Annotated in this window: 17 protein-coding genes; 10 read left to right on the forward strand and 7 right to left on the reverse strand. The window is 69.5% G+C overall.

All coding sequences use genetic code 11. The features are described 5' to 3' along the window. The 6 genes from Q1N79_RS05515 to Q1N79_RS05540 form a co-directional block, all read right to left on the reverse strand. A partial coding sequence (locus Q1N79_RS05515; protein WP_300605246.1) for a TetM/TetW/TetO/TetS family tetracycline resistance ribosomal protection protein occupies nt 1–1,859 on the reverse strand: 1,859 nt, incomplete at its 3' end. 221 nt (nt 1,860–2,080) lie between these two features. Next, complete coding sequence (locus Q1N79_RS05520; RefSeq protein ID WP_300605248.1) at nt 2,081–3,058, reverse strand: LLM class flavin-dependent oxidoreductase; 978 nt, start codon at nt 3,056–3,058, stop codon at nt 2,081–2,083. Further along, entirely contained in the window at nt 3,058–3,861 is an 804-nt protein-coding gene (gene thiM / locus Q1N79_RS05525) for a hydroxyethylthiazole kinase (protein WP_300605250.1), read from the reverse strand. Before thiM ends, Q1N79_RS05520 begins: the two co-directional genes overlap by 1 nt. Next, nucleotides 3,858–4,553, reverse strand: a complete 696-nt coding sequence (locus Q1N79_RS05530) for a methyltransferase domain-containing protein (RefSeq protein WP_300605251.1) — start codon at nt 4,551–4,553, stop codon at nt 3,858–3,860. The genes thiM and Q1N79_RS05530 overlap by 4 nt, the downstream gene beginning before the upstream one ends. Next, nucleotides 4,550–5,413: a sulfurtransferase gene (locus tag Q1N79_RS05535; protein ID WP_300605253.1), complete on the reverse strand. Its 864-nt coding sequence runs from the start codon at nt 5,411–5,413 to the stop codon at nt 4,550–4,552. The genes Q1N79_RS05530 and Q1N79_RS05535 overlap by 4 nt, the downstream gene beginning before the upstream one ends. Further along, complete coding sequence (locus Q1N79_RS05540; protein ID WP_300605255.1) at nt 5,414–6,919, reverse strand: cytosine permease; 1,506 nt, start codon at nt 6,917–6,919, stop codon at nt 5,414–5,416. A gap of 205 nt (nt 6,920–7,124) precedes the next feature. Here Q1N79_RS05540 and Q1N79_RS05545 point away from each other — a divergent pair, with 205 nt between their 5' ends. Next, a complete protein-coding gene (locus Q1N79_RS05545; RefSeq protein WP_300605257.1) occupies nt 7,125–7,775 on the forward strand; it encodes a GntR family transcriptional regulator in 651 nt (216 codons plus the stop codon). Here Q1N79_RS05545 and Q1N79_RS05550 read toward each other — a convergent pair. Then, nucleotides 7,772–8,275, reverse strand: coding sequence for a nitroreductase/quinone reductase family protein (locus Q1N79_RS05550; protein ID WP_300605258.1), 504 nt, complete (start codon nt 8,273–8,275; stop codon nt 7,772–7,774). The two genes, Q1N79_RS05545 and Q1N79_RS05550, sit on opposite strands and share 4 nt — an antisense overlap. Before the next feature lie 81 nt (nt 8,276–8,356). Here Q1N79_RS05550 and Q1N79_RS05555 point away from each other — a divergent pair, with 81 nt between their 5' ends. From Q1N79_RS05555 to Q1N79_RS05595, 9 genes are all read left to right on the forward strand, one after another. Continuing rightward, complete coding sequence (locus tag Q1N79_RS05555) at nt 8,357–9,238, forward strand: sigma-70 family RNA polymerase sigma factor (RefSeq protein WP_300605260.1); 882 nt, start codon at nt 8,357–8,359, stop codon at nt 9,236–9,238. Nucleotides 9,239–9,402: 164 nt separating this feature from the next. After that, on the forward strand, nt 9,403–10,050 hold the full coding sequence (locus tag Q1N79_RS05560; protein WP_300605262.1) for a hypothetical protein: 648 nt from the start codon (nt 9,403–9,405) through the stop codon (nt 10,048–10,050). A 123-nt stretch (nt 10,051–10,173) separates the two neighbouring features. Next, entirely contained in the window at nt 10,174–10,836 is a 663-nt protein-coding gene (locus tag Q1N79_RS05565) for a hypothetical protein (protein ID WP_300605264.1), read from the forward strand. A 19-nt stretch (nt 10,837–10,855) separates the two neighbouring features. After that, nucleotides 10,856–11,821 (forward strand): hypothetical protein, encoded by a 966-nt coding sequence (locus Q1N79_RS05570; protein WP_300605266.1) that lies wholly within the window; start codon nt 10,856–10,858, stop codon nt 11,819–11,821. A gap of 107 nt (nt 11,822–11,928) precedes the next feature. Then, on the forward strand, nt 11,929–12,963 hold the full coding sequence (locus Q1N79_RS05575) for an ABC transporter ATP-binding protein (protein WP_300605268.1): 1,035 nt from the start codon (nt 11,929–11,931) through the stop codon (nt 12,961–12,963). After that, entirely contained in the window at nt 12,960–13,748 is a 789-nt protein-coding gene (locus Q1N79_RS05580) for an ABC transporter permease (protein WP_300605270.1), read from the forward strand. Before Q1N79_RS05575 ends, Q1N79_RS05580 begins: the two co-directional genes overlap by 4 nt. Nucleotides 13,749–13,757: 9 nt before the next feature. After that, a complete protein-coding gene (locus Q1N79_RS05585) occupies nt 13,758–14,651 on the forward strand; it encodes an ABC transporter permease (protein ID WP_300605272.1) in 894 nt (297 codons plus the stop codon). After that, entirely contained in the window at nt 14,648–15,988 is a 1,341-nt protein-coding gene (locus tag Q1N79_RS05590; RefSeq protein ID WP_300605274.1) for an MCE family protein, read from the forward strand. The genes Q1N79_RS05585 and Q1N79_RS05590 overlap by 4 nt, the downstream gene beginning before the upstream one ends. A 4-nt stretch (nt 15,989–15,992) precedes the next feature. Continuing rightward, the gene (locus Q1N79_RS05595) at nt 15,993–17,024 is read left to right on the forward strand and encodes an MCE family protein (protein ID WP_300605276.1); all 1,032 of its coding nucleotides are present in this window, start codon (nt 15,993–15,995) and stop codon (nt 17,022–17,024) included. Nucleotides 17,025–17,032: the final 8 nt, after the last annotated feature.

Genomic DNA, 17,032 nt, shown 5'->3' on the forward strand with positions numbered 1-17,032 from the left:
GGGATCTGCTGGCGCAGCTCGTGGACCTGGGCCGCGGGGATGTCCCCTTCGACGGTGCACCAGGGACCCTGGGTCGAGGTCATCCCGGGGACGGCGCGCAGTTTCGCCAGGGCAGGCAGCACGGTGCTGAGAGTGTCGGCGGGAGTGTCCAGACGGAACCGGTGGACGGGCTCGCAGACCTGGGTTCCCGCCCGTTGGAGTGCTTCCATGACGACCAGCGGCGTGAGCTTGCGGTAGTCCTGCGGGCCGCTGAGCGGTCCCCGGGTACTCGGCGGGCCGTCCGGGACGCTGTACTGGGACCTGACCAGCGATACCGTGCAGTCGGTGACCCGCCAGCCGTAGAGTCCTTCGCGCAGTGTCTCGGTGGTGAACTGCTCCATTGCGGTGGCGAAGTTCTCCGCGTTCTTGTAGATGAACAGCGGGACGGCCTGGTGGTCGACCTTGAGCTGGAACTCGATGCCTGAGCCCGCTGGGGCTGGGTCGATGCGGATTCCCAGCGTGGCGAGGAACGGGTTTTCCCGCGCGCCCAAGAGTTCCTCGGCCGTGCCGGTGCGCAGCGGCCGTTCCACGCAGATCGGTGTCGTCTCCCGGAAACCGGTCTCCAGCCCGTACTCGCGCGCCAAGGTGGCCTCGATCACCTGTTTCTGGACTTCGCCGTACAAGGAGACGTAGATTTCCTGCCGGATGTCGTCCTGCCGGACGTTGATGAGCGGGTCTTGCTCGGCTAGCTGGGTCATGGCGCTGAACAGCTTCGGCTTGTCTCGCGGATCGCGGGCCACGATGGCCGTCTCCAGTGTCGGCGGCGCGAAATAGTGCTGCTCCGCGCTGGCAGGTGACGTCCCGATCGCGTCGCCGACCCGGATGCCGTCCAGACCTGACAGCCTGGCGATCTGGCCGGCGGTCACCGAGTCGCGGCGGACGCACGTGCCGTCGGCGAAGACGCCGATCGCGGTGACCTTGCCCTCGCCCCCGCGGCCGAACCGCACGCGGTCACGGACCGCGACGGTGCCGGAGAACACGCGCGCGTAGGCGATCTTCTCTCCGGCGGCCCCCCGGCCGATCTTGAACACCCGGGCCGAGACCGGGCCGCCACCGTCCCCTCCGGCCGAGGGCAGCAGGTCGGTGATTCCCTGGATCAGCGCGCCGACGCCCGCACCGGTGATGGCAGACCCGAAGTAGACCGGGTGCACCAGCGTGTCCCCGGTCTGCATGGCCAGCCTCTCGCGCAGCCAGTCATACGGCATGGCCCCGTCCATGTCGACATAGGCACCCAGGACCGCGTCGTCATGATCGGCCAGCATCTCGGCCAGCCTCGATCGGAACGCCGGAGCGGAGCCGTCAAAGGGAAGGAACGCCGCCCCGCGCGTTCCTGGCTCACTGACGGAGCCCATCGCGATGACCGCGGGTGTCAGCCGCTCGGCGATGTCGTTCAGCGGCCGCTCATACCCCGCGCCGCGGCGATCGATCTTGTTGACGAAGAACAACGTCGGGACCCGCAGCCGCTGCACGGCACGCCACAAGACCGACGTCTGCGGCTGCACACCTTCGACCGCGGAGACCACCAGGACGGCACCGTCAAGCACGCTCAGCGCACGCTCCACCTCGGCCACGAAGTCGGGGTGGCCGGGTGTGTCGATCAGGTTGACGGTCCTGCCGCCGATCGTGAACGCGACGACCGCGGACTTGATCGTGATTCCTCGCTGACGCTCCAGCGCCAGCGAGTCAGTCCGCGTCGTGCCCTCATCGACGCGGCCAGGCGCGTCGATGATCCCGGCGGAATAGAGCAGGCGCTCAGTCAGCGTCGTCTTGCCGGCATCAACATGTGCAAGGATCCCCAAATTCAGCGTTCCGCGAGACACGCGCCACATCCTCCGAATAGGTCGGCAGACACTTTTCGATGGAAGCGGACGTCCCTCGCATCACAACTCCTTCGGATCCCTAGCACATGGCGGATTACGCTGACCTCATTTTGCCAGTGCCGCACCGTATCGCACTCACTGGCATCACGCAAAGTGATTATCTGCGCAGGAAAGCGGCGAGCTAAACCGGTCGACGATGCCGCTCAGGCCGCTCAGGCCGCTCAGGCCGGCAGGAGCGGGAGCAGGTGCTCTGTCAGCAGGTCTAGCTGCTTGTGCGGGTCGGTGGCGAGGAGCTCCAGCGCGATGTGCGTCGCCCCGGCCTCGGTGAGCTGGGCGATGAAGTCCGCGCAGCGCGCCGGGGCGCCGATCGCGCCGACCCGCTGCAGGTCCGCGACGCTGATGTTGCGGGTCGACTGCTGCGACCACCTCGCGGCCGCGTCCTGCTGTGCCTGGCGTTCGTCAGGGTGGAGGTTGGTGTTGACGAATACGCACACAGGGAAGTCGCCGCCGGCCCGGCCGAGGCCGGCCCTGAGCCCGGCCAGGTAGCCGGCCCGCTGCCGCAGCAGGCCAGGGGTGACGTTGTACGTCATCCAGCCGCTGCCGAGCCTGGCTACCCGGCCGAGCACCCGGTCGAGGGTCTTGGGGCCCGCGGTCGCAGACGGGTTGCCGACGATCCAGATCGGCAGCGGGCGCTGTGCGAAAGCCGGCCTTAGCTCTATCCCTTCCGCGCGCAGGTATGTGCCGGAGAAGTTCACCGGGCCGGGGGAGGAGCTGGCCTGCCGCAGGAACTCTACGTACTCCTCGAAGCGGGCGACCTTCTCCTGGTAGTCCAGGCCGAAGATGGCGAGTTCCCTTTCCACGGCGGTACCGGTCGCGTTGCCCGGGCAGGCGACCAAGATCATCCGGCCGCCGGACAGGGCGTCGAGGTTCGCCCACTCCTGCGCCGCGATCACCGGATGCCGGAAGCCGAGGCTGGCCAGGCAGGCCACGCCGAGCTGGACTCGCCGGGTGCGGGCCGCGCTGGCCGCGAGCAGCACCGTCGAATCGTAGAACGGGAGCGCGAGGATCGAATCCGGCGCCCACAGCTGTCCCCAGCGTGGGTTGGCGTCGACGTCTTCGGCGATACGGAGCAGGTCACCGAAGCCCAGCGGCGCCGGCCGGGTTCTGGCGGGCAGCACCACCCCGAGCTCCACGGTCATCAGGACGCGCCGAGCGTCGAGAGCTCGTCGAGCAGCGCGACCGCGAAGCTGCCAGTGCCGCGAGCGGTGCGCGCGGCGCGCTCGCCGGCGGTGGCGAGCAGCGCCGACGCCGACGCGGCAGCCCGCAGCGGATCGCCGATCACTCCTGCGAAGGCCGCGATGAGCCCGCCGAGGGAACAGCCGACCCCGGTCACCTTGGTCATCAGCACGTGCCCGCCGGGAACGGCGACGGTGGTCTTGCCGTCGGTGACGAAGTCGGTCACCCCGCTGATCGCGACGACCGCGCCGGTCTCACGGGCGAGCGCCACGGCAACGGGAAGGGCGTCATCGGAGGTTGCCGTCGAGTCAGGTCCCTTGCCGCCGACGGCCGCCCCGGCGAGGCCGAGGATCTCCGAGCCGTTGCCGCGGATGATGGTGGGCTTGTGTTCCAGCAGTTCGGTGGCTACCCGGTCGCGAAGCCGCAGCCCGGCGCCCACCGCGACCGGGTCAAGGACCCAGGGGGTCCCGGCACGGGAGGCCGCGGCGGCGGCCTGGATGAACACGTTCGCGCTCTCGGTGGTGATGGTCCCGACGTTGAGCAGGACGCCGCTGGCGGCGGCCGCGAAGCCGCCAACTTCTTCGATGGTCGAGACCATCGCCGGGACCGCGCCGACCGCCAGCAGGACGTTGGCGGTGAGGGGCGCGGCGACGTAGTTGGTCACGCAGTGGGTCAGCGGCGAGCCGGCCCGGACGGCGGCGACGTCCTGCTGGGTGAGGCCGTCATCCCAGGTACGCGCCGCGAGCTGGTCAGTGGTGGTGGTCATGACGCGGGCTCCAGTTCTGCGGGTTTGGTCAGCAATAGGGCGAGCTGGTTCGGCAGCGGATCGGTGCCGTCCTCGGCCACCTCGGCAAGCCGGAAGCCGACGGCGAGGTAGATGTTCAGCTGGGCGGCAAGCGGGCGGTGCCAGGCGCCCACCTTGCCCCGAATGCTTGAAGAGAAGTGGCCGGGTCCGGCGTAGCCGGTTTCGCGGTAGCCGGGATGCTGCACGATCGTGCCGTCGGGCTGCCGCTGCGCGTAATTGCCGTCGAAGCACGGGTGCAGGCAGACCGCCACATAGCGGCCGCCAGGGCGCAGCACCCGGAAGACCTCGGCGACCGTGCCGGGAAAGTCATCGAGGTCCGAGGCGACGAAGGTGCTGTACGCCGCGGCCACCGTGTCATCCGCGAGGGGGAGGCGGGCCGCGTCCGCCTGCGCCACGGGCAGCCGCCCGGCCGCGATGCGCAGCTGGTCGATGGCCAGGTCGAGCCCGACCGGGCGGTAACCGGCCCGGCGCAGCGTGCTCGCGGACAGCCCGGTCCCCGTTCCCACGTCGAGTACCAGGCCATCGCCCGGCCCGAGCAGCCTGGCGACCAGCGCGTAGGCGATGGTCGCCAGGCTGCTCCTGTCATCCGGGTCGGTCATCACCTGGTCGTACCAGGAGGCGAGCGATTCGTAGCGGGAGACGGGGCGGGTCATGCCACTCCCAGCTGGATGGGCAGCGCCGGGTCGGCGGTCCATTCCTCCAGGGAGCCGTCGTAGATGGCCACCCCGCCGACGCCGATGACGGTCAGCGCCAGCGCGAGCAGCGCCGCGGAGACGCCGCCGCCGCAGTAGAGGATGATCCGGCCGCCGTCGCGCGGGAGCACCGCGGCGGCCGCCGCCGACAGCGCCGCCGGTTCCAGCAGCCGGCCGTCACCGTCAAGCAGCCCGTGCGCCGGCAAGTTCACGCTGGCCGGAATGTGCCCGCGCCGGGTATAACGGGTTGTCGCGCGGCCGGTGAAGGCGTCAGCGCCGAGCGCGCACACCAAAGTGGCACGGCTATGCCCGGAGATGACGGCCAGCACATCGTCCCGGGTGGCCCAGGCGCCCGGAATCTCACGGGGTTCCAGGTACCCGCGCCGCGGCGCCGGCGCGTCATCGCCGACGGCGACAGGCAGTCCGGCAGCGCGCCATGCGGCCAGTCCGCCGTCAAGCACCCGGGCATCCACGCCGATGCTGTGCAGTTCCCACCACAGCCTCGCCGCCCACAGCGAGCCGGCCCGGTCATAGATGACGACCGGGCGTCCCTTGACCACGCCCCACGGCCGGACCACCGCGGCGAGGGCAGCCGCCTCCAGGTGCGCGAAGTGAAAGCCGGCGCCGTGATCGGTTAGCTCCGTGACGAGGTCCGCGTGCCTTGACCCAGGGATGTGCCCCGCCAGCCACCCCGGGCGACCGCTGGCTACCCGGTAGTCGCCGTCGGCTCGCGGCGCGGCCAGTGTGGCCGTGGCGTCAAGGACCACAGCCTTGCTCAACTGGCCGGCAAGCCACCGCGCGCTGACGAGCGGATCGGCCACTCAGAACTCCGCCGCGGTCGTGTCGGTTCCTGCGGTGGCCAGCCCGAGGGCGCGCAGCTCCGCGTTGCTCTCTTCGATCGCGGCCTTCGTCTTGCTCAGGTTCAGGGACCTGGTGAGGACGAAGTACACGGTGGCCGAGACCGCGATGCCGACGACCCAGGACAAGTCCACGCCGTTCAGCGGTCCGACCGCGGCTCCCTGGAAGAACGTGAGGTCCACGAACGGCACTATGCAGGCCAGGCCGATCACGTAGGCCACGATTCCCCGCCACGACCAGGCTCCGTAGATGCCGTCCGGCCTGTCCAGGTGCGTGATCGCATAGCGGCCGCGCCGGATGAAGAAGTAGTCCACCAGGTTGATGCTGGTCCACGGGAGCAGTACGTAGTACACGGCGAGAACCAGGTTGTTGACGGTCGAGTTCACGTTGTGCAGCGGGATCGCGATGACGGCCCAGATGACGGCCAGCACGACGGTGACGGCCGCCCGCAGGGAGATCTTGTAGCTGCGGGATTCTTTCAGGACGCCGAGGCTGGTGCCGCCGGTGAGCACGGTAAGCGCGCCGGAGTAGGCGCACAGGCCCATGGTGATCACCAGCACGATCGAGGAGACGGCGACCAGCGCGTCGCCGAAGCCGCTGAAGAGGGCGTTGCCGGCCGTGTCCATCGCGGGAAGCGCGTTCGTGGCGTCCAGCCGGACAGCGAGCCACGCCCCGATGGCGACCAGCCAGACGAGCGGCGTGGACGCTCCCAGGTAGACCGCCCCGATCACGTTCCTGAACGGGGTGCTGCGCGGCAGATATCGGGAGTAGTCAGAAACGCACGGGGCGTACGACAAGTTGATGCTCGCGGCGTAGGAGAACTGCGCGGCGAACGGGACGAATACGAAGCCGTAGTGCGCGGTCGTCGGGTGCCCGCCGGCGTGACCGGCGAGGATCGCGATGCTCAGGACGGCCCAGAAGGGCAGCGAGATCCAGAAGAACCAGCGGAAGGTCCGGTGCAGCCAGTCGTAGCCGTAGATGGCCAGGATCACCGCGAGCACGGCAGCCCCGATCCCGATCAGCACCGCGTTGATCCCGAACATGGCGTTCAGGCCCACATCGAGTATGACCGTGTCCAGGATCAGGTAGGCCATGTAGGCGAACAGCGCCGCCAGCAGCGGAACGACGACTCCCCGGTAGCCGAACTGGGCCCGCGACTGCAGCATCTGCGGCAGCCCGAGGTGCGGTCCCTGCGAGGCGTGCAGCGCCATGAAGGACGTGCCGAACAGCGTGCCAAGCAGGGTCGCGACGACGGTCCACAAGATCGACAGGCCGAGCGCCGGCCCAAGGAACCCGACCGCGACGGACAGCGATTGGGTGTTGCTGAGGAACCAGAACACGCCCTGCTGGGTGACACGGCCGTGCCGCTCGCCTTCCGGGATGTAGTCGATGGAGTGCTTCTCGAGTCCGGTGGTCGCGGCCGGCGCCAGTGCAGGCGGGCCTTCGGCTAGGCCTGGCGAGGTGGTCATGCGAGTCTCCGTGTGAGGTAGCGTCATCATTAACTCGATTATTCCTACATAAGTTATAGGAAATGTCAAGAGAGCCGATGGAACAGCCGTAGGCTATGAACTGCTGTTTCTTGGCAGGCCATCTCACATGATCAGGCCATGGAACCGCGTGACCACGAGCTTGTGTATACACAAGTATACGATTGTTACATGGTACGGTCATGGTGTGCTCACTGTGGCTGCTACTGGCCGTGCCTACGAGCTGCTGCGCGGCGACGTCCTGGCTGGCGTGTTCGAACCGGGCGCCTTGCTTTTGGAGACCGCGCTCGCCGCGCGCTACGGCATCTCCAGGACGCCGGTGCGCGAGGCACTGGTCCGCCTGGAACAGGACGGCCTGCTCGAGCGAGCCGCACGCGGCTACCGGGTTTGCTCAGGCACCGCCCAGGACGTACTCGACATATACGAAGCCAGGGTGGCGCTTGAAGGTGAAGCAGCGGCGGGCGCCGCGGCCAGGTGCACCGACCTCGACCTGGCCCGGCTGCTGCATATCCACGAGGTCACCGGCAGGCTCACGGACCCGGCAGAGATCAGGAAGCTGAACGGCGAATGGCACGTCGCCCTCTGGCAAGCCAGCCGTAACCGCACGATCTTCACGCTGCTCACCCGGCTGACCGCGCAACTGCGGATCTATGACCGCGCCCCGCACGAGACCACGGAGGACCTCAGCAAGACCAGGCAGGAGCACACCCAGGTGCTGGCGGCCATCACTGCCCGTGACCCCGATGCGGCAAGGGCGCACCTGACCAGGCACCTAGTGAGGTCCCGGGAGCTGCGGCTCGCGCAGTTCGCCCGCAGCGGGCCGCGGGAAGCCATCTAGCCCGACCCGCGGGGTGTCAGCAGGAAGGCGCGGGCACCCGCGGCCCAGGCAAGGTGCAGGTCGCCGGGGTCCGGGTTGCCGTCGACGTCGAAGCCGATCTTGTTGAACTTGGCGAAGCCGTGGTTGTCGCGCGCCATGACGGCGTAAGCGTCGGCCACGCTCTGCTCTGCTGCAAGGACGCGGACATCGGCGAGCAGCCTGCGGCCCTTGAGCCGGATTGCCACCGGCTCTCCCGTGCGGAGGTTGCGGCCCCAGCCGAAGGGCGTGCCGATAAGCAGGTCTCCCTCGTGCCTCGTATAGGCCACAGGCACCGCGTAGCGCCGCCCCGACTTGCGGCCGACGACATACACCGTGGTGAGCCGGCTGCCGGCGAGCCGGCTCACCAGCGGCGCGCGCAGCAGCCCCCGGATGATCCGGTTCACCAGATTCTGCGCTGCCATGGTCTGCGCCCGCGGGGCCGGCTTCTCCAGCGGATGGCCCGGCGCCGGCCGATCGGTCATCTGCGTCTCCTCCCAGGTTGTCACCTCGATCTCGTTCGGATCGTCTGTGGGTATGACGGATGGCGGCAGAGGAAGGTAACAGTGGACAGCACGGACTGGCCGGCCGAGGCGTTCCGGGCGCACCGCGCGCACCTGCGGGCAGTGGCCTACCGGATGCTCGGCTCGCTGACCGAGGCGGACGACGCGGTGCAGGAGACCTGGCTGCGGCTGACCAAGACCGACGTCGCCGACGTGCGGAACATGCGCGCATGGCTGACCACCGTCACCTCGCGCGTCTGCCTGGACATGCTGCGCGCCCGCGCGGCGCGCCGCGAGGACCTGCTCGGCGCGCACGTGCCTGACCCGATCGTCACCCCCGTTGATGACGATCCCGAGCAGCATGCCCTGCTGGCCGACTCGGTCGGCCTCGCGCTGCTCGTCGTCCTCGACACGCTGCCCCCGGCCGAACGGCTCGCCTTCGTCTTGCACGACATCTTCGCGGTCCCGTTCGCGCAGATCGGGTCCATCCTTGGCCGTTCCCCGGCGGCCGCCAAGCAGCTGGCAAGCCGTGCCAGGCACCGGCTTCGCGGCGCGAGCGCGGCCGGCGCGGCCGATCCCGCCAGGCAGCGGGCCGTGGCAGACGCCTTCCTCGCCGCTTCGCGCGGGGACGACTTCGCGGGCCTGCTCGCCCTCCTCGATCCGGACGTGGTGCTCCGCGCCGACGCGGGCACCGGTCCGTTCGGCCCCTCCCAGCTGATCAGGGGGGCGTCGGAGGTGGCCGCTCAGGCAAGCCGCTTCGCGGGGCTCGCACGCTTCGCGCACCCCGTGCTCGTCAACGGAACCCTGGGATACCTGGTCGTGACCAGGGGCCAGCCCCTCGCGCTCATCGGCATTGCCGTTCGGGATGACAAGATCACCGAGATCGACATTCTCGCCGACCCGCAACGCCTCGGGCGGCTTGACCTGACCGGCCTGATTGGCTAGCGGAATCGACACACACGACTGCTTAACTTTTTGAGCCTTGCACCGGATGTTTACGTGCAAGTAACGTACTCGCCAGTATCCAGCGAGCGGCAGCGGCGTGCACCGTACATGCGAGCTGCCCGATCGCAGGGTTCGTCCGGGCAGAACACCTGAGGAGACTCACCATGACGATGTGGAAGTGGAAACGGACGGGCAGTGGCCTTATCGCTGGCACTGCCGTGGCTCTTCTAATCGGCCTTAGCGCGGCGCCCGCACTGGCAGCAGCCCCCACCTGGACGATCAAGCCCGGCGGGACCGCTACCGCGAAGGCAATCGGGAAGACGTTCCTCGAGGACACGAAGACGAAGACGGTGCTCACGTGCACGTCCTCGAGCGCCAAGATCACGCTCAAGAAGGGCAGTAAGCTGTCCGGCACCGGCATCGGCTCGATCACCGCGATTAGCTTCAGCGGCTGCACGGGGCCGCTGGGAATCAAATTCACCGTCAAGAGCAGCCACCTGCCGTGGAAGCTCAACGCGGTGTCCTACACCAAGTCGACCGGGACCACGACCGGGACGATTACCGGGATCCACTCCACGCTGTCCGGGCCCGGCTGCGCGGCCACCGTCGACGGCACCGGCGCCACCAAGGACAACGGGACGGTCAAGGTCACCTACGTCAACAAGACGCACAAGCTGACGGTGCTCGCCAGCGGCGGCAACCTGCACATCTACGACGTGAGCGGCTGCTTTGGGCTCATCAACGACGGCGACGGGTCCTCGTTCACCGCGGTCAACGCCGTCAGCCCGGCGCAGACCATTACCAGCCCGTGACGGCGTAAGAGACGTCGGCAACGCGGCGACTGGCGGCGGCCAGGCATTGCCTGGCCGCCGCCAGTCCCTCCCGGCAACACAGGCAACACAGCGCAGGCAAGGAAAAGCAGGCAAGGAGATGCGATGGACAGTCTCACGCGGTCGCGCGGCGTCCGCGCCGTGACCGTCCCGGCCGCCGTCGGCCTGCTGGCCGCCGCGTCGGTCATCGCGGCCCAGGCGGCCCAGGCGGCCCCGGCGGCCGCGTCCTCGGGCAACACGATCGCCGTTGCTTATCCTGTCCACGGGAGCACCTACCTGGACGTGCCGAACACCACCGTCAGCCTGGGGCCGGGCACGCTGTCGACCACGCTGAACCTCAAAACCGCCACCCTGACCGCGAACCTGACCCTGCCCCCGGCGACGGTGTCCGTCAGGGAATTCGGGCTGATCCCGGTCAGCGCGACCACCGAGTTCATCCAGGCCGCCGCGACGACAGGCAAGGTCGACGTCAACACCGGGGCCGTGACGGCGACATCGAAGATCATCCTCAAGATCACCCGCATGAGCGTGGCGGGGCTGCCGGTACCGGTCGGCGGCTCGTGTGAGAGCGCCACCCCGGCGGTGATCACGGCGACCAGCCGGCCCGGCTTCAGCGTGGTCGCGGGCGGCAGGCTGACCGGCACCTACACGGTTCCACCGTTTTCCGGCTGCGGGCCCGCCGGGCTGCTGTCACCATTGATCAACGAGTCGATAGCGGGCCCCGGCAACACGATCACGCTCATCTTGGGCGCGGCCAAGACGGCCTGACCGTACCAGGACACGGAGCATGACGGTGAAGGCACTGCCCGCACGCGTTGCGGTGTGGATCGCGGCGACCGGGAGCGCGGCGCTGGTCGCCGGCGTGGCCAGCCTCGCCGCGGCCAGCAGCGCCGGGCCCGCGGCCAGCCAGCGGGGCGGCCCGATCAGGCCCGCCGCGAGCACCGCCGCGGCCAGCGCGGCACCAAGCGCCACCGCGAGGCCGGCAGCCAAGCCGTCCCCCTGTCCCGCGCTGCCGAAAGGCGGGCTGAAGCTCAACCCGCGCTTCCCGCTGCCGAAGGCGCCCCGCGGCGCCACGGTCACCCATCCGGCGCCCGAGCTTGGCTGCGCGTACCTCAAGGGCTACGCCGACGTGCGCAAGCTGGACGGCGCCTCGCTGGTGGGGCCGGGGCTGGCCAACCTGGCGATCGGCCTGCGGGTCGTATACAACCTCAGCACCGGCTACTTCGAGGAGGATACGGCCGCCGAGCTGGACTATAAGACCTGCGCCACCTGCCGGATCGAGCACGGGCTGCCGCCCGCGCGTGCCACCTTCCTCGCCTTCGGTTTCATGCCGGTATCGGCCACCCTGCAGCTCACCGAGATCGGCACGATCAACATCATCGGCGTGGGGACGACGTCGGCGCTGGCGTCCAACACGGCGTGGGCGCTGATGGAGCTGCGCATCTACGACGTCGACGTCAACGGGCAGCCGCTTGACGTGGGCGCGCATTGCCAGACGAAACAGGCGCTGCTGGTCAAGCTCACCGGCGTGGCCGCCGGCCCGCAGCCGTACTCCCTGCAAGGCGGCGGCCCGCTGACCGGCGAGATCACCATTCCGCCGTTCGAAGGCTGCGGGGTGACAGAGAACCTCGACCCGCTGTTCACCGGCACCGTGTCCGGGCCAGCTAACTACGCCGTGCTCACCCAGGGCCCGATCTGCACCCTCATCGGCGACCTTGGCTGTCCGCCGCCGGTCCCCAAGCCGGTGCGCTGACCGGCGGCCAGGATCGGGTGACCGAAAGCATCGGATGACCGAAAGCGTGGACGAGATGCACCATGTGCGGCAGGATGTCCGCTACCGACAGCCCCAGGGGAGGCCGGATGGGGATTGAGGTGGTTGTCGAAGGGCTGACCAAGGCGTTCGGCCGCCACGTCGTGTGGCGGGATGTCACGCTCACGCTGCCGGCCGGCGAGGTGAGCGTGCTGCTCGGCCCCTCGGGCACGGGCAAGACGGTGTTCCTGAAGTCGCTCGTCAGGCTGGTCCAGCCCGACGCGGGGAGGGTCGTGGTGGACGGCGTGGACACCGTGACCTGCCGGGAACGCCAGCTGTACCGGGCCCGCAGGCTCTTCGGCGTGATGTTCCAGGACGGCGCCCTGTTCGGCTCGCTGAACCTGTACGACAACATCGCCTTCCCGTTGCGCGAGCACACCAGGATGACCGAGGCGCAGATCCGCCAGATCGTGCTCACCAAGATGGAGATGGTCGGCCTGACCGGGGAGGAGCACAAGTTCCCCGGCGAGATCTCCGGCGGGATGCGCAAGCGCGCCGGGCTGGCCCGCGCCCTGGTGCTTGACCCGCAGATCATCCTGTGCGACGAGCCGGACTCCGGCCTCGACCCGGTGCGCACCGCCTACCTGTCGCAGTTGCTCATCGACCTCAACGCCGAGATCGACGCCACGATCCTGATCGTCACCCATGACATCCAGATCGCCCGCACCGTGCCGGACAACATCGGCATGCTTTACCGCGGCGGGCTGGTCATGTTCGGTCCCCGGGAGGTGCTGCTGACCAGCGACGACCCGGTCATCACCCAGTTCGTGAACGGCCGCAGGATCGGCCCGATCGGCATGTCAGAGGAAAAGGACGAAGCCGACATCGCCGCCGGGCATGCCGGGCATGCCGGGCAGGCCGGGCAGGCCCAGCAGGCCGAGCCGGCCGGCAACGGCGGAGCCCGTCCTGGCGCGCCGCCGCCTGCCCTCGTGCCGCAGCTCGAGCCAAGCCCTGGGCTGCCCGAGCGGCAGGCGCTGCGCCGGCGCCGCGCCCGGATGCTGGACATGCTGGCGACCCTGCCGCCGCGGGCCCAGGAAGCGATCACGGCCAGCTTCGGCCCGCAGCAGTCAGGGAACCGCCCATGAGCAGCCAGGACGTGACGTTCCCAGGGGCTGGCGCGCTGCGCCAGACCGGCAAGCTTTTCGTGCTTGCCGCGCAGGTGCTGCGGCTGACGTTCAAGCGCCCCTTCCAGGTGCGCGAGCTCATCGAGCAGTTCTGGTTCATCGCCAGCGTCACGATCCTGCCCTCGGCGCTTGTCTCCATCCCGTTCGGCGCGGTGATCGCGCTTCAGGTCGGCTCGCTGACCCAGCAGCTTGGCGCCGAGTCGTTCACCGGCGCCGCCAGCGTGCTCGCGGTCGTCCAGCAGGCGAGCCCGCTGATCGTGGCGCTGCTGATCGCGGGCGCGGGCGGCTCGGCGATCTGCGCCGACATCGGGGCCCGCACGATCCGCGAGGAGATGGACGCGCTTGAGGTCATGGGCATCTCGCCGGTCCAGCGCCTGATCGTCCCCCGGGTGCTGGCCGCGATGGGCGTCGCGGTCCTGCTGAACGGGCTGGTGTCGGTCGTCGGCGTGCTTGGCGGCTACTTCTTCAACGTGATCGTGCAGCACGGCACGCCGGGCGCCTACCTGTCCAGCTTCTCCTCCCTGGCCCAGCTCCCCGACCTGTACATCAGCGAGATCAAGGCGGTGATCTTCGGCTTCATCGCCGGGGTGATCGCCGCGCACCGGGGCCTGAACCCGCGGCCAGGCCCCAAGGGCGTCGGCGACGCGGTCAACCAGTCGGTGGTCATCTCGTTCCTGCTGCTGTTCTTCGTCAACCTGGTGCTGACCGCTATCTACCTGCGGATCGTCCCCCCGAAGGGCGCGTGAGCCGTGCGCATGGAGGCAAGAGAACGCGAACAAGCCGACGCCGGCCGATGGTCGGCCCGTGCCGCCGCCCGTGCCGCCGCGAGCGCCGCCGCGAGCGCGGACCGCCGGCTGTCCTGGCTGGACCTGCTCGGCGAGCAGCTGCTGTTCTACGCCCGCGCGCTGGCCTGGCTACCCCGGGCGGTCTGGCGCTACTGGCGCGAGGTGCTCCGGCTGCTGTCCGAGGTCACCTTCGGCAGCGGCGCGCTCGCCCTGATCGGCGGGACGGTCGGCGTGATGATCGGCATGACGCTGTTCACCGGCACGGTCGTGGGCCTGCAGGGGTACGCCGCGCTGAACCAGATCGGCGCGGCCGCGTTCACCGGCTTCGTGTCCGCCTACTTCAACACCCGCGAGATCGCGCCGCTGGTCGCCGGGCTCGCGCTGTCGGCCACCGTCGGGGCCGGCTTCACCGCGCAGCTCGGCTCCATGCGCATCAGCGAGGAAGTCGACGCGCTCGAGGGCATGGGCGTGCCGAGCCTGCCCTACCTGGTCACCACCCGCATCCTGGCGGGCGTGATCGCGATCATCCCGCTGTACGCCCTCGGGCTGGTGAGCTCGTACTTCGCCTCCCGCCTGGTCACCGTCGACTTCAACCACCAGTCGGCAGGCACCTATGACCACTACTTCGGGCTGTTCCTTTCGCCCGTCGACGTGCTCTGGTCCTTCCTCAAGGTGCTGATCTTCGCCGTCGTCGTGATCCTGGTGCACTGCTTCTACGGCTACCGGGCCGGCGGCGGCCCGGCAGGGGTGGGGGTGGCCGTTGGCCGGGCCGTGCGCGCCTCGATCGTGATGATCAACATCATCGACTTCCTCATGAGCCTGGCGATCTGGGGGGCGACCACCACGGTGCGGGTGGCCGGATGAGCTCGCGCGCGCGCGCCAAGCTCAGGCGCCGGGCCGCCGGCGTCCTGTTCCTGGTCGTGCTGATCCTGCTGGCGTGGCTGTCGGTGGCGGTGTACCAGAAGCGGTTCACGCCCGTGGCGATGGTGACCCTGTATACCAGCAGCGCCGGCAACGAGATGAACCTTGGCGCCGAGGTCATGGTCCGCGGCGTCCAGGTGGGCGAGGTGCGGCAGATCAGCGCCAACGGCACCGGTGCCCGGCTTGAGCTTGCCATCTATCCCGCGGTCGTGGGGGAGCTGCCCGCGAACGTCTCCGCCGAGATGCTGCCCACCACGTTGTTCGGCGAGCGCTATGTGGACCTCATCCTGCCGGCCAGGCCGAGCCCGCAGATGCTGGCCAACGGCAGCGTGATCTCACAGGACCGGTCCGGTGACGCCCTGGAGCTGGAGCGGGTGCTGAACAACCTGCTCCCGCTGCTCAACGCCACCGAGCCGGACAAGCTTTCGCTCGTGCTCAACGCCCTCGGGCAGGGCCTGCAGGGACGCGGCGCCGAACTGGCCCAGACGCTGACCGAGCTCAACTCCTACCTGGGGCGGCTGAACCCGCAGCTGCCCACCCTGGACACCGACATCAAGGAACTGAGCGGGCTGGCCAGGACCTACAACCGGGCGGCGCCCGGCATCTTGTCCGCGCTGAACGACTTCGCCGCCACCAGCCAGGTCATCGCGGACCAGCGGGCCAGCGTGACCGCGCTGCTGGCCAACCTGACGGTCGCCGCCACCGACCTGCGCTCGTTCCTCGCCGCCAACGAGCAGAACATCGTCACGCTGTCCGCGGACTCACCGGCCACGCTGAGCATCCTGGCCAGGTACGCCCCGGAGTTCCCGTGCGTGCTGCAGGACCTGGTCAGCTTCGAGCCGGCCATGAACAAGGTCCTCGGGCAGGGCACGAGCGAGCCCGGCCTGCACGTCAACGTGACCGTGGTGCCGTCGCTCGGCCGGTACCTGCCCGACCGGGACACGCCGGTGTACGGGGACAACACCGGGCCGCGCTGTTACCCGGTGCCGTTCCCCGGCATCACGCTGAACGACGGCACGTCCTCGCCGGCCGCGTCCGCAGCGGACGGCGCGGCCTCGCAACAGGCCTCGCAACAGGCCTCGCAACCAGCCTCCCAACACGCCGCCGCGACGGCCGCCATGACGGGACCAGGCGGCGCCCCCCAGGACGGCGAGCTGATCAGGGAGGTCGCGGCGCTGGCACTCGGCCGTCCCACGGCCGCCGTCCCCGGCTGGAGCAGCCTCCTGGTGGGGCCGCTGTACCTGGGCACCGACGTGGTCCTGCGAACGGGCGCGGGGTGAGCGCATGAAGCGGGCATCCATCGCAGGACCGCTGGTCAAGTCGGTCATCTTTATCGCGGTCACCGCCACCCTGACCACGATCCTCGGGATCAGCATCGCCCAGACCGGGGTTCCGGGGACCACCGGCTACCAGGCCGTGTTCACCGACGTCACCGGGCTGACCGTGGGCAATGACGTGGACATCGCCGGGGTGCGGGTGGGGGACGTGACCTCGATCAGCGTCTACCACCGCAACCTGGCGCTGGTCGGCTTCGCGGTGCAGGCCGGCCGGCAGCTGCCCGCCTCGGTGACCGCCACGATCAGGTACCTCAACCTCGTCGGCCAGCGCTACATCGAACTCGGCCAGGGCACAGGACCGCCCGGCCGCCTGCTGCCGCCTGGGGGGACCATACCGCTCTCGCGGACCACCCCCGCGCTGAACCTGACCGTCTTGTTCAACGGGTTCCAGCCGCTGTTCGCGGCCCTTTCCCCCACCGACGTCAACGAGCTGGCCAGCGAGATCATCCAGGTGTTCCAGGGCGAGAGCCCGGACCTCGACGCCCTGGTCCTCACGATCGGGTCGCTGACCACCGCCCTGGCGACCAAGGACCAGGTGATCGACGACGTGATCGGGAACCTGAACTCGGTGCTCACGACGATCACCTCCCGCGGCAACGCGCTCGCCGGGCTGATCACCACCCTGCAGGAGCTGGTCTCCGGGCTGGCGGCGGACCGGCAGTCCATCGGCAGCGCGATCGGCGCCATCTCCAGCCTGAACAGCGCCACCGCCGGCCTGCTGCAGGTGGGCCGGGCGCCGCTGAGCCAGGACATCAGCGAGCTCGGGGTGCTCGCGGGAAACCTGGCGGACAACTCGGGCACGGTCGCCACGTTCCTGCAGGACCTGCCGCTCAAGATGGCCGACATCACCAGGCTCGCCTCGTACGGGTCGTGGCTCAACTTCTACCTGTGCGCCGCGACGGTGACCGGGGTGCGCAGCGCCTCCGGCGGTGCGGGCCCGTCCGGCGTCCCCGTCACGGCAGCGAGGTGCACGTCATGACGTCTGTG

This window comes from Trebonia sp., assembly GCF_030042015.1.
Classification (GTDB): Bacteria; Actinomycetota; Actinomycetes; order Streptosporangiales; family Streptosporangiaceae; genus Trebonia.